This is a genomic window from Maribacter sedimenticola (genome assembly GCF_900188415.1).
Taxonomy (GTDB): domain Bacteria; phylum Bacteroidota; class Bacteroidia; order Flavobacteriales; family Flavobacteriaceae; genus Maribacter; species Maribacter sedimenticola.
This window is the reverse complement of the sequence record NZ_FZNV01000001.1, coordinates 919260-933002: the sequence shown is the minus strand read 5'-3', so window position 1 is coordinate 933002 and position 13743 is coordinate 919260. Positions and strand designations below refer to the sequence as shown.

Annotated in this window: 11 protein-coding genes; 5 read left to right on the top strand and 6 right to left on the bottom strand. The window is 43.3% G+C overall.

The annotated features are described in order from the left end of the window. Window positions 1-18: 18 nt before the first annotated feature. The 5 genes from CHB68_RS03885 to CHB68_RS03865 form a co-directional block, all read right to left on the bottom strand. The gene (locus CHB68_RS03885; protein ID WP_089259526.1) at window positions 19-1845 is read right to left on the bottom strand and encodes a metallophosphoesterase; all 1827 of its coding nucleotides are present in this window, start codon (window positions 1843-1845) and stop codon (window positions 19-21) included. Between the two features lie 63 nt (window positions 1846-1908). Further along, a complete protein-coding gene (locus tag CHB68_RS03880) occupies window positions 1909-3039 on the bottom strand; it encodes an alkaline phosphatase (RefSeq protein ID WP_089259525.1) in 1131 nt (376 codons plus the stop codon). Window positions 3040-3111: 72 nt separating this feature from the next. Beyond that, window positions 3112-4869, bottom strand: coding sequence for a RagB/SusD family nutrient uptake outer membrane protein (locus tag CHB68_RS03875; RefSeq protein ID WP_089259524.1), 1758 nt, complete (start codon window positions 4867-4869; stop codon window positions 3112-3114). A gap of 11 nt (window positions 4870-4880) precedes the next feature. After that, the gene (locus tag CHB68_RS03870) at window positions 4881-7853 is read right to left on the bottom strand and encodes a SusC/RagA family TonB-linked outer membrane protein (RefSeq protein ID WP_089259523.1); all 2973 of its coding nucleotides are present in this window, start codon (window positions 7851-7853) and stop codon (window positions 4881-4883) included. A gap of 295 nt (window positions 7854-8148) precedes the next feature. Continuing rightward, a complete protein-coding gene (locus CHB68_RS03865) occupies window positions 8149-9930 on the bottom strand; it encodes an alkaline phosphatase (protein WP_245838778.1) in 1782 nt (593 codons plus the stop codon). A gap of 244 nt (window positions 9931-10174) precedes the next feature. Between CHB68_RS03865 and CHB68_RS03860 the strand changes: the two genes are divergently transcribed. Continuing rightward, window positions 10175-10405, top strand: a complete 231-nt coding sequence (locus CHB68_RS03860) for a hypothetical protein (protein ID WP_089259522.1) — start codon at window positions 10175-10177, stop codon at window positions 10403-10405. A gap of 259 nt (window positions 10406-10664) precedes the next feature. On the opposite strand, the gene CHB68_RS03855 is transcribed toward CHB68_RS03860, so the two are convergent. Further along, window positions 10665-10937 carry a hypothetical protein gene (locus CHB68_RS03855; protein WP_089259521.1) on the bottom strand — a complete coding sequence of 91 codons (273 nt, stop codon included), beginning with the start codon at window positions 10935-10937 and terminating at the stop codon, window positions 10665-10667. Window positions 10938-11122: 185 nt separating this feature from the next. On the opposite strand from CHB68_RS03855, the gene CHB68_RS18520 reads away from it, so the two are divergent. The 4 genes from CHB68_RS18520 (at window position 11123) to CHB68_RS03845 (ending at window position 13716) form a co-directional block, all read left to right on the top strand. Then, on the top strand, window positions 11123-11299 hold the full coding sequence (locus CHB68_RS18520) for a hypothetical protein (protein ID WP_179213130.1): 177 nt from the start codon (window positions 11123-11125) through the stop codon (window positions 11297-11299). A 268-nt stretch (window positions 11300-11567) separates the two neighbouring features. Next, the gene (locus tag CHB68_RS18415; RefSeq protein ID WP_143815166.1) at window positions 11568-11783 is read left to right on the top strand and encodes a hypothetical protein; all 216 of its coding nucleotides are present in this window, start codon (window positions 11568-11570) and stop codon (window positions 11781-11783) included. A 203-nt stretch (window positions 11784-11986) separates the two neighbouring features. Next, entirely contained in the window at window positions 11987-12643 is a 657-nt protein-coding gene (locus CHB68_RS03850; protein ID WP_089259520.1) for a hypothetical protein, read from the top strand. A 104-nt stretch (window positions 12644-12747) separates the two neighbouring features. Then, on the top strand, window positions 12748-13716 hold the full coding sequence (locus CHB68_RS03845; protein ID WP_089259519.1) for a hypothetical protein: 969 nt from the start codon (window positions 12748-12750) through the stop codon (window positions 13714-13716). The last annotated feature ends 27 nt before the right edge of the window (window positions 13717-13743 follow it).

Below are 13743 nucleotides of genomic sequence, written 5' to 3'. Positions count from 1 at the left end.
TGCATCAATCTATATAAACTACTCCACCCTAAAATCTACCGCAGGTTCCCCATGTAATTGCTTATCAAAAATTTGCATGAACCGTTGCAGTTCCATCAACGATGAATTAGAGGTATTTTCATGGAGTACTTGCCGCAACAATGCATAGGCTTTTAGTCGGGGTGCGGGAATATCCGTTAGCGCCAATTGGTCCGCATTCTTTATCCGGTAGAAATCGGTGATAAGGTCCAGCCCTGTCCATTGGGTCAGTTGCGCCGTGGTAAGTTCGTGGTGTGCCATGAGTTCCTGTAGCTTGGTCATGGCTATTTTTTTCTCCGTGGTCACCATTTCCGTATCCGATATCCCCGCCGCACGTTGCAGGATTTGCCAAAGGTTATGATCCAAAATTTGTTCTTTTAGGGAGGTAGGCCAATCTTCCTGCAAGAAGCGCATGGAGACCAGACCCGCTAAATGGGCCTTTGTAAACTCAGCATATGAGGTAGCGGATAAGATGTCCTTGTTCCATTCTTTTTCGGGAAAATGGGTTCGTAAAAATTCATGTTCCTTTTGGTACAGCTCAAAAAATGTATTGAACCCCGGAACCTCATCCATACGAATGGTCTCTAACCGCATCTCTTGGTTACCGGTTACCGTAATAAGTTTATACCCGGGGGCATAGGCCGCCAGGGAGGGTGTTTGTATATTGGTCAAGGTATTGCCTTGAGGGGTGGTAATGATCCCCGTATCGTTAACATGCATATGACCGCCCACATGCACCTTGAGCCCAATATTGGCAAAGGTGTTCCCCACCTGCTCCGACGGAATTCTATGCGCCTGAAAGGAAGATTCCCCGAACAATGCCTTTATTTCCGCAGAGGCCCCGTCATTAAAATCGACCATGGGATAATGGCTAAAGGCAATGACCGTTTTCCCCAAGCGCTGGGCATCCTGCATTACTTTTTCCGTCCAGTCGATCAGGTGCCTTTTGTATTTAATAACCTCATTATAGCCAATACCGGCGCCATGAAATCCTTGTCCATCTTTTTTGGGAAGGTACACACTGGCATCCAGGGCCAAAAGCCAAAGTCCGTTTACCGGTTCTACCACATAACTGACATCTGGCATGGGCATGGCCGCTTCCTTACATACATAGGTGCGATTTTTTAGTTCCGAAGCCGTTTGTGCCAAAGAATACCGATAGTCCCCATAGGAATATTCCGCAAAGGGGGTGGACCAAAACAGGTATTCCTTTTTGGGAAAAAAGCCAAAGTCGCGCAGCTCCGTCACAATACCTTCATAGCCCCACTCCTTGATATCTGCCAACACCATTCCCTGAAATTCCTTTACGGATGGTTTCCTATTTTCCAAGGTACTGATCAAAGGCCGTGATGTGCCGTCCTTCCCCAAAAAATCCGATTCCCCACCTTCCTTTCCAAAAGGTCGGGTTGGGTCATGGTTGCCATTGATAACAAAAAAGGAAACCCCATGTTCCCGTGCGTACCGGTCCATAATGGTTTTAAGCCCCTTAATATGCAATGGCTGACCGTCATCACTAAAATCCCCGGGTAGGGCAATGAGTTTTACGCCCCTGGATACGGCATCGTCCAGCGCCGCTATAAAGGCAAAATAATTTTCATTGAACAATCGTGTGGAATGCAATTGGGCCTCCATGGTCCTGATCAATGTTTTTTGTCCGTTCATGGTCGTGGTGGCCATTTCCTCGGTAAGTGCATCGGTAACCGGATATACATCTGAAAAATGCACATCGGCCATAAAGGCTATCTTAATTGCCGTGCCATCTGGCTTAGAAGTACATCCCAAGAACAAGGACAATACCATGAGGGACAATAATGTTCGTATCAGCATTTCGTTTTTCTATGTTTGAGCAGTCCTGCCCGTTTTCCAGGACTTCGTTTTTAAAAGTAACGCTTACTCGCCCTGCAGGACTTTCATAATATGATGGTAAATCTCGCTATTTTCATAGATTCCCTGAAAATTTTCCGCCCCTTTACCTTTGGCAAAAACCGGGATGAGCTCTCCCGAATGTTGGTCGGTATTAAAGTACACGCCTACTTTTTGAGGCACCTCTACCTTTTTGCCCGTTTCCTCATCCGTTTCATAAAATTTACCCACGCTTACGCCGCCAGTTTCATGGTCAGCAGTAACGACCAATAGCGTATTTGGATGCTTCTCCACATAGTCCAATACTACCCCTAAGGTCATATCAAAATCATTGACCTCCTCGATCACCATCCGATCATTTTCCGCATGACCGCCCCAATCAATATAGGAGCCTTCTATCATCATAAAGAAAGGTTCATTCCCCGCTGTAAAATAGTCCAGTGCCCGATCGGTAGCCTCCTTTAAAAAATGCCCCCTACCTTCTATCTTGGAAGGCAAACCGTCATCCGCAATAATAAATGCATTTCTTTTTGAGCGTTGCATGTTGGAAAAGGACAAGGTATCCAAATGGTAATCACGGTCCAAGAACGCCTTGAACAGATCTTCCCCGTCTTGACGTTTATTGAAGAATTTTTTACCTCCGCCAGCAATAAAATCGATATTCCCGGATACCAATTGTTTGGCAATATCCTCATGAAGGTCACGGTCCTTTACATGGGCATAAAAACTGGCCGGTGTAGCGTGCGTGATAGATGTTAGACTGATGAGTCCCGTTTTATAGCCCTCTTTTTGAAGTCGTTCCAAAATGGTTTCTTTGGGAAGGGAATCCCTGTCTACCCCTATGGCCCGTTTGTACGTTTTTTCACCAATTGAAAAAGCGGTTGCCCCGGCAGCGGAATCCGTGATCCAATGACTGGTAGACGATGATTTATGAAAACCGATATGTTTAAAACGCTCAAAATTGGACTGTTGATCGTTAAAATAAAAGGCAGTGGATATCTGTGGAACCCCCATACCGTCACCGATCATTAAAATAACGTTCACCGGCTGATTTTCTTTAACTTCTTGTTGAAGCTTTTGTTGGTCTACGACCTTGGATGGTGACGTACATGACCAAAGCAGTTGTACCACACTACCCAATAAAATAAATTTACGCATTGCTATTTTTCATTAGAACAAAATACGACAAGCATTGACTGCTTGCCGTATTCATTATTTATACTCTACTTTTTAGTACCCTGGATTCTGTACCAGGAAGCCTTCTATACCAGAAGCCCCATCAACAGCACTCTGTGGAATTGGGAACAATCTGTGGTTAGGATCGGCATCCGTTTTGTCCGTCCAGGTATCCTCATAGGTTCCAAAACGAATTTGGTCCGTCCTTCTAAAACCTTCCCAATACAGTTCAAACCCACGTTCACGGTATAACACCTCCAAATCCATGGCCGTTAAAGCCGCAGGCGTCTGTGCAGGGCGGGCGGTCCTTGATGTCCTTACCGTATTTACATCTGCCAAAGCACCGGCATTATCACCGTTTCTTAACTTGGCCTCAGCGCGCATTAAATAAATTTCCGCCAATCGCATTAAAACGATATCCACACTACTGTTACTGTTACCGTTTGGCGAAGTACGGCTAAATTGATATTTGGACGGTCTGTAACCCGTATTGTGCAGGGAACCTTCGTTGCTAAAGTCAATTTCCAAGGTATGGTCCACATAGCCCACATCCCTGGCCGGACTATTGCCCTTGGTCTGCCTTACCGGTAAAATCTTTATGGTACCGTCATCACAGGTAAGGAACTGCCCTTCCTCATCCTTTCTAGGACCCCATTGAATGCCTCTTAAAATTCCCCTGTCCATTTCAAAGGCCACATCCTCTACGCAGAAGTAGCTGTTCTCGGTTTCCGTTTCCAATAGCGGTTCACGCCCGGCCAAATCTGCCAACTGTGCTTCCGGAACTATGGTGTTTCGTTGATAGAAACGGGCATCGGCCTCTGCAGGATCTACATCGCCATAGGCATCGACCCAAGTCTGATAAAAATCCGACGTAATTGCCGGTCCGTCCGTACCATCTGCCCTAGGGTGTTCCGGTCTTGGGAACATGGCCCCCGCAATTGGCCAGTACGCCCATCGCATATGCTCCCTTTCCAAAACGCCACGCTGGTCAAGGGCAAAAATCAACTCAGGATTGGTGTGGTTGTCATCATTGAATAGTTCAAAATATTCTTCGGACAAGGAGAAATTACCCGAATTGATGATATTATCGGTATAGGTAATTACCCGATCCATATCTTCCTGTGTAAAATTAGGGGTGCCTGCCGGATCACGGTATACCGCTGCATTCAGGTTCAATCGTGCCAAAAGGCCCCATACGGCCGCTTGGGTCATTCTGCCCGGACCTTTATCGGTATTGATCACATCCACGACCGAAAGCAATTCGCCCTCAATATAGTCAATGGCCTCCTGTGAACGTAACACGACGGATAACTCCTCTGCAGATTCCTTTTGAAGCACAAGGCCCCAACCATCTAACAACAACATATTCAGGTACGCCCTTAAGGCCTTCATTTCATACAAGGCATCAGTGGCCACGGTATCCCCTTCCTCCGCAAGCGGGGTCAATACCTCAATGGCTGACAAGGTCCTTGATATATTCTTGGTAAGCTCGTTCCACCCACTGGCCACCAAGTCATTGGTAGGGGTCAAATTATGGCTGTGCGCCGCTAGGAACTTTCCACCATCAAACCAATCCGAACCACCACGGTAGGGCAATATGGCCTCATCTGATGGAATAAGGGTCAATCCATAATAATTGGTATGCCTCCAGGTCCAGGATACTTGGCCGTAAGCAGGGGCTATTACTCCACTTATGACCTCTGCCTGGGCACCGGTAAGGGTTTCGTCCAACAATTCTTCTTCTAGATCCGTACAGTTCCAATTCAATAATGAAGTAAGGAACAAGGATGTTATAATAAGTTTATTTTTCATTTTATAGCTTTTTAAAAGGATACATTAACACCGAACAATAGGGTTCTGGAGGATGGATAGGTATATCTGTCGATACCGAAGGTCTGCACACCATCTATCTGTGCGCCCGTGTTCACTTCCGGATTATACCCGGAGTAGTCCGTGATCAAGAATAAATTTTGACCGGTCAGCGTAAAACGTATGGTATTGACATAATCATCCAAGCCTATACGCTCCCCTTTTAGGTTATAGCCCAAAGTAGCATTGTTCAGTCGCAAGAAACTACCGTCTTCCAAGTATCGTGTAGAGACCTCATTGGAATTGCTGTTGTCCTCGTTGGGATACTGCACGGCGAAATCCGTTGTGTTCAGGTTCCTGCTCAATTGCCCCCTAGAGAACGAGGACATGGCGGTATGGTTATAGATCTTGTTTCCGGATACCCCGTTGAAATTAAGGCCCAGATCTAAATTTTTATAGTCAAATTTTATATAGAAGGCATAAAGCATGTCCGGTAAGGCACTGCCCGCGGCAATACGGTCATCATCCAGTATCTCCCCGTCACCATTGGTATCCCTATATTGGTTAAGGCCGTCATCGCCAATACCCAGGAACTCCTTCATATAAAACGTACCTACGGCTTCCCCGTTCAAGTACCCGTTTATGGTTGCACCCGTTTGGCCTGCACCTTGTGCGGCACCCGTGGTGATAATGGCAAAAGGAGAATCCGTTACCTCATTTTTTATAAAGGAAATATTACCGCCAATATTCATAGAGAAATCCTCGCTGAACACACTTCTATAATCCAAAGCGACTTCCAACCCGTTATTATGGATTTCCAAATTGTCCAAGTTGGTCCATATTTTCTCGGTAGGTTGAATAGGGTCTACCCTATTGGCGAACATAACCACATCCGTAGTTACTTTATTAAAATAATCTACGGTACCCGTTAACCTATTGTTGAACAGTCCAAAATCTACCCCAATATTGGTCTGTGTGGCCACTTCCCATTTAAGATTAGGGTTGGCGGTACGTGCGGGTACGGTTCCAAAAGGATAACCATCCAAGGTTACGGCACCATCATCCAAGGGGTACGTGTCGTTGTCCGCCTTGCTGTCCACGTAGCTGGCCAAGGAAACTTTGTTATCTATACCTTCCTGGTTTCCGGTCTGTCCCCAACTGGCACGCAGCTTAAGATTATTGACCACAGTGCTTTCCGACAAAAAGCTTTCCTTGCTTATATTCCAACCCAAGGCAACGGAAGGAAAATATCCGTATTTATTGTTGGCGCCAAATTTTGATGACCCGTCCGCCCTCATGGTAGCGGTCAATAAATATTTGTCCTTATACCCATAGTTTAACCTACCAAAGAAGGATTGCAGCTCATTCTTTTCCCCTAAGGAAAACAAGTTGGTAGGATACTCCTGACTACTTATTTGATCCTGGTATCTAGGGTCGATATCATTGTCCGCAAAACTTTCCAGTTCAAATCTTTTTTGCTGAACGAATACCTCTTGGTACGAGTGGCCCGCCAACAAGGTAGCACTATGGTCGCCCTTTTCAAAAGTATAGGTAAGGGTATTGTCCACAATGGTATTCTGGTTGGTGGTGATCCAGGTATTTAAATACCCTTGGTTTAAATCTTCCAATAATGCATAGGGCGCCATTTGCTGATCACGGTTGGTAGATGAATAATCTACCCCAAGGTTAAGTTTATAGGTAAGCCCTTCCACAATTTCAAAGGATGGGGAAATATTGGCCAAAATCCTATTGCTGTTGGTTTCATCTTCATACAACTGGCTACGGATGATCGGGTTTAGACGGTTGTCGTCCAGTACTACGGTAGGCTCACCGTTGGTATATACCGGCAAGGTGGGGTTCAGTTCCAACATATCGGTAACGATCGCACCAGCATCCGGTCTATTGTTCAAGGTTCTTGACGCCGTAAGGTTAAAGGCAACGTTAAGCCTGCCGTCCAATGCCTTTTGGTTCATGTTCAAGCGCCCGGAATACCTTTTTAGCGAGCTGTTCTCAAAAATACCTTGTTGGTCATCTACCCCTACCGAAGCAAAATAGGTAGCATTGGCATTGCCCCCGCTCATGGAAAAGTTGACATTTTTTGTGATGCCGGTCTTGGTCAATTCATCTTGCCAATCCGTATTGGCACCACCGTCCAGTAATGTACCGCCAACGGCCGGTACCTGTCTCCTGAATTCATCTGCGGAAAATACATCTATTTCATTGGCCAAGGTAGAGAACGCCGTAGAAACGGAAGCATTCATTTCCGTTTTGCCACTGGCCCCTTTCTTTGTAGTGATCACGATTACACCATTGGCGGCACGTGCCCCATAAATTGCAGCTGCAGAGGCATCCTTTAAGACATCCATGGAAGCAATATCCTGTGGATTGATAAAGTTTAGCGGATTGGATGCGGTACCGGTGGATGTATTATCGATCACGAAACCATCAATGACGAACAAGGGCGATGTGCCTGACCTAAAACTACCAATACCACGAATTACTATATTCTGTGATGATCCCGGCTCACCGCTGACCGATGTAACGTTGACACCGGCAATCTTACCTTGCAAGAGCTGTCCAGGGTTGGCCACTACCCCTTTATTGAAATTTTCACTCTTTACGGATGATATGGAACCCGTTACGTCCGAACGTTTTTGGGTACCATAACCTACTACCACTACATCATCCAATTGGGTAGCATCTTCCTTTAAGGAAACATTGATGACGTTACGGCCATCTACGGCAACCTCTTGTGTGGAATACCCTAAATAGGAAAACAAGAGTACATCATTGGCGCCGGCGCCAATGGTATAATTGCCATCAAAATCTGTTGTAGTACCCGTACCGGTACCTTTAACCTGAACGGTGGAACCTGGCAAGGGTTGCCCGAACTCATCTGTTACCACACCTGTAATATTGTCTTGCGCCCATACCATGGTCGCAAAGCCCAATACCCACAAATGCATTAAAAACTTTAATTTTTTCATACAGTTTGGTTTAAGAAAAATTGTTTAAATGTTAAATTAAAATATGTGTTGGTTTACGACATCCCCTATTTTAGGGTGACATTTTCAAGCAGCAAAAATAGGCTTGGTGCCATGATATGTTATTAACTTAAAATGACCCTTACTTTAGGAAATTGTATAACAAGATAGCCAATATTATTAAAATGTTAAATATACACTTACAATAATGTAGATGATATAAATAAACCTTTATAAAGGCCAAATTGAATTTACTATGAAACGTGAAGTTTTAAAGCGGAACCCGTAATGCCATGCACTATAGACCCAGTACTTTTAATATCTTGTGAAACACCTCATTGTTGGCATAAACGCCCTGAAATTCGTGCGACATGGGGCCATAGGCAAAAATAGGAACCATTGTTGCGGTATGGTCATGGGTAGTAAAATCAGCTTCCACCTCATGCCTGTCCATATTTCCCTGAGGAATGGTCAATCCGCCTGTTTCATGGTCGGCAGTAATGATGACCAAGGTGTTCTTGTCCTTATCCGCAAACTTTATGGCCTCGGTAATTGCCTTATCAAACGAAATACTCTCGGCAATAACTCCGCCAATATCGTTAACATGCCCATAACTATCAATCTTAGCCCCCTCTGCCATTAAAAAGAAAGGGGTGTTCTTGCGCTGTAGAAAGGCAATGCCATTCTTTGTAGCCGTTGCCAATTTTTCCACATGTTGGGGCAAAGGGGTATTCGCTGAATAATCCATCCACGCACCCACCCTATCATAAGTGCTACCACCAAGTGCCTCAATGGTATTTATCATTTGAAAACCCGACGTTTCGATAGCCTTCACCTCATCTGATCTTTGCGCGATAAACAGGTGCAACTTACTCGCCATTAAATCTTGCGCCAAACCTTCCTCCATATCACGATCGGTGCGGTGGCCATAAAATGAGGAGGGAGTGGCACCGGTAATACCATCGGTAGAAATTACTCCGGTAGCAAAGCCCTTATCAACAAGAATTTCGGTGAGGTTAGGTATAGGGTTTCCATCCTTGTCCGTTCCTATGGCCCTATTGTTCGTTTTTTGGCCCGTGGCGATAGCCGTTCCCGCGGCGGCAGAATCCGTAGTAAAATCATCTGCGGAGCGGGTCGTCAAAAAACCTATTTGCTTTAGCTGGGTCAAGGTCAAAGCTCCCCCATTGGCCAAAGTAGCCGAAGATATTTGGGTAAGTCCGTTACCATCACCTATTAAAAGAATGACATTTTTTGGCGCCTTATCAATAGCATCGGTAGAATACGACGGTGTGTATACCTCGGAAAATACCGTATTACGCACTACCCTATTGTTCAGAGTACGTACATAGGACACACATTCATAGGGCATATCCGTATTAATGACATCTACCCCTAGGTCCGTAAAGGCTTTCCAAGCGGTCTTTGAATCTGGGGTTGCCCAAAACCTGAACGGTTTGTTCATTGCGTGCGCCTTGGCGATGACCCCGCTCACCTTGTTCAGGTCCGCAGCCGTTAAACGCCCCTTACCGTTCCATTCCGAAAACTGCCTGAAACTTAAACTGACCATAGCTATTTTTTCCATAACCGCAGCATTGGTAACAGGAACCGTACTCTGGTGGTCGAACAAAATAAATTCAGGATAGTCCACATACGTTGCCAAAGGAGGCCTATTTCCGGAAACGACCAAGGTAATATGTTCATGATCCGTAATCATAGGATAGTTCCGTAAGCTGTTCACCAAAGCATTTAAGGTAGGTACGGCATCGGTCTTTATATCGATCAAAACCTGTAAAGTCCGATCAGCGAGCATACCCCTTTCTACCATTTCCTTAAGCGGTTGCAGATACAACCGTTCCAATGTGGCGGTCTTGGTCACTTCACCCGACTCATGGGCTACCATAAGGACACCTTCAACTAAAAACACATCTACTTCCAAGGATTGTACATCTGCCGCAAAAGCTCCGTAAAAAGGTAACGGTTGTTTATAATCATTATGTGAATGTACCTTGGGGCCTTGGGCAAAACCGACCATACAGGCCGAAATAAAAAAACCAATAGACCGTAAAAAATTCAATTTCATAACATCTAATTTCTGTGCACTCCCTTTACTAAGCAGAATGGTAAACCTAAGCGTTAAATATAAAATGACCAATTTATAAATGTAAAATTTACATCATTTAAAGTGGACCATTATGTGCATTTCTATTTTAGTATATCCACCCAACAGAAAATTTATCAACAACAGAAATCGTTAATATCTATTGTTAAAATTTCAACTGATGAATGTCTTTTTTATTTACTTTTGACCACGACCAATACCGACCATGACCGAAAATATAAAATTAATGTTCAGTAAAATGAACGATGAAACAAGACAGGAAGCATTAGAATGCCTCATGACGGAGTTTCATCAGGAAAGCACCAAGAAAATCCAAAAAAATTGGATTATTGGCGGTCGTATTCCAGAAGAACATCAGCCAAGGATCGTTCAAATTTTTCAAAACCTGTTACGCGTTCAAATTTTTAAAACGAACGAAATCAAGGTACATCTCTAGCACCCTTTATTTATTAGTTACATTCCATATGATGTAGCCTATGTTTCAGAACATGGTGTCTATCAAAAAAAATAACCGACACAATAAGAACAATGCATCGGTTACTCAACTTACTCAAACTAATTCAAACTCATTGCAAATATGCACTCATTTATTAGTTTGTAGTTTAAGTGAATGTGAAGGAAACTTTAAGTTCCATGTTTTGGATTAATTTCCTTACTTCCCCCCAAAAATATACCCATTTGATCTTGCCAAAGGATTAATCCGGTAATGCCTTTATCAGGAAATTAGCGATATTACGTTGGTTACTTTTATAAAGCTCCAGGTAATTGTCCCAATTTTCTTTCTTGGCATTGATCTCCCTAATATGAATACGGACATTTTTAAGCACCTTCATTTTAGGAATTACTTGATAATTAATAGGGGAAATGGTAGCACTGCTGGGAATACTGGCTTCATTCAATACAATAGGATTCAAATAAAATTCCTGGGGACGGTCCTGACCATCAAAATAAAAAAAAGCAATTTCCAATACAAAATTGATCCTATTCTTATCATACTTGCTCCATTACACTTTAAATATACCCATAACTGGGTATTGTTCAATACGTTGCCACTACATAGTTTTGATCCTATATAAATTACGTTGAGTTAGTTGGCTGTTAGTTAAATGCAATCCGCCCTTCCCACAAAAGGGCGGTTCATTAAATTGAGAACATGAACACAAAACAGAAAGAATTACAGTTTTTGGCAGCACTGGGAGAGCGAAAGATAAAATCCATTAAGACCGCCTATGAGTTGACCGAGGCCGAACTATTGGTAATAATACGTTTGCACCAACGCCATAATTCAATGACCACTAAAAATCTTACCCATCTATTAAGTAAATTTTAGACCAAGCCCTTCATGGACATTGCAATTCGTATTCGGGGGAAATTGAACTGCAGCGAAAATGAAGGGCTTGGTTTATTTGGTGTAAAATGGATGGAATAAAATAAATAAATACGTTCATCGAGAGGGTGTATTTTTTATTAACAATTAGCGTTAATAACTTTTATTATGCATTTCATCGAATAAATTGAACTTTTCATCGTTAATGGATATAGTTTAAATATTTTCGGAATGCGTTAAAAAAGCAACGAAATAATTTTATCACCGTTACATGAAGTCTATTTTTTCCAAAACCTTTTTCGTCCCCCTAGTCATCTTACTATCCATGTTATGTTTAACCTCTTGTGGTAAAGACTACGATCTTGTTTCTGAATACGTTGTGCGCAATGCCACTAGCAATGACCTTATACACGGGTCAGTAGAAAACGCCTCCTTTAACGTGCATGTGGTCAACGATCCATTGGAAGGCACCGTAAAAAAAAAATAGCCCGGCTTACCGCTACCCATGAGGTAGAAGAGCAACACTCCGTACCGGATACAACGTCACCTACACGTGTAAACGGTCTACCAACCGCCAAACTACTTTTCAGTTCCGGTTTTGAAGGTGTTCAACTTTCAGAAAATAAATACGACTACCAATATATAACGGGTACCGATACCGAGACCGGTTTTTCCTGGCCACCTACAATTTTGGGCTCTTCTGAAAAAGATAAGGAACCCAGTGGTATACATACGGTCAATGATGGTGGCGGTCCTGCAATAGACAATTATCTGGAAAAGGTAAAAGGACCGCACGGCAACGAAACCACCACGCTTTTTCAACGGGTAAACTATGATGTACAAGTTACACAGACCCCATATCAAATCAACAATATAAAAGAGAACCCCAAAGAGCTTTATATCTGCTATTGGATGAAAACAGATGATATTTCCTTAGAAGGAAAAGATATTTGGCGTGCCATTTGGGAATACAAAACAAAAAACTATGCCTCTTATAAAGATGGTTTTAGAATGATCGCCTTTATGGCCACAGATATTAGAGGTACACCCTATTGGCAATTTCAAGGAGATATAGGACCACGCCAACCGGTATGGCGTATAGAAAATTATGATATTCCATTAATTACCGGAGAGTGGTTCAAGGCAGAATATTATTTAAAATGGAGCGATGGTAATGACGGTTATGCCTCTATGAAAATCAACGGCCAGTTAATTGGTGAACATCATGGCCCAACAACCTCAAAATCCGATAATTTAGATTTTATTATGGTTACGCAGGTCTATGGAAATAATTACCCCATGTACCAATGGGTAGATGATATTGAAATCTGGGACGGGCAACCCTAAACAAAGAGAACTAAAATGGTTATAATCCCCGGTAAAAATGACCGGTACAAACTTTTTATGACAATGTTACGTATATGATATAGAAGTAATTAAGTGATACCCCAATGAAATCATTACAAAAATTAACCTACCTACCACTTATGATCCCCGTAATCCTATTGCTATTATGTGCATGTGGAAAGGACGATATTGGTTCAACATCCATTGTAGAGACCGAAACAGAAGCCGAAACAGAGACCGAAGTAGAAATTGACGTGGACCAAAACGGTACGCCACCACCAACCGCTCCTGGACGTGAAGCAAATCTGCTCTTTAAATCCGGATTTGAAGGCGTAAGTTTGACCGAGACCATGTATGATTATCAATATATCGTAGGTAAGGACACCGAGACCGGCTATTATTGGCCACCAACAATTTTAGGATCTGCCAACGCCAGCGAGCCCAGTGGAATACACAACATCAATGATGACAATGGTGCCGCCATAGACAATGCCCTAGAAGTGGTTACCGGGCCAAACGGTAATGAGACGACCACTTTGTTCCAACGGGTGAATTATGATGTACAGGTAACCCAGGCGCCCTATCAAATAAACGATATTCAGGAAAACCCAGATGAATTATATATTGCCTATTGGATGAAGACCGATGCAAGTTCCGTACAAGGGATCGATAAATGGCGCGCCATTTGGGAATATAAGACAGCCAATTATGCCAGTTACTCCAATGGTTTTAGGATGATCGCATTCATGGCTACCGATATACGCGGCAACCCCTATTGGATGTTACAAGGTGATGTAAGTCCGCAAAACCCCATATGGCAAGTAAGAAACACGCAAATACCCTTGATCTTAGGCGAATGGTTTAAAGTAGAATACCATATAAAATGGAGCAATGGGGATGATGGTTATGCGTCAATGAAAGTGAACGGCCAACTTATTGGCGAACACCATGGAGTTACCACCTATAACAATGACAATTTGGATTTTATTATGTTGACCCAAGTGTATGGAAGCAATTACCCCATGTACCAATGGGTAGATGATGTAGAGATCTGGGACGGTGTACCTGAGTAATCGCCTACGGATTACCTTTCAAAATCT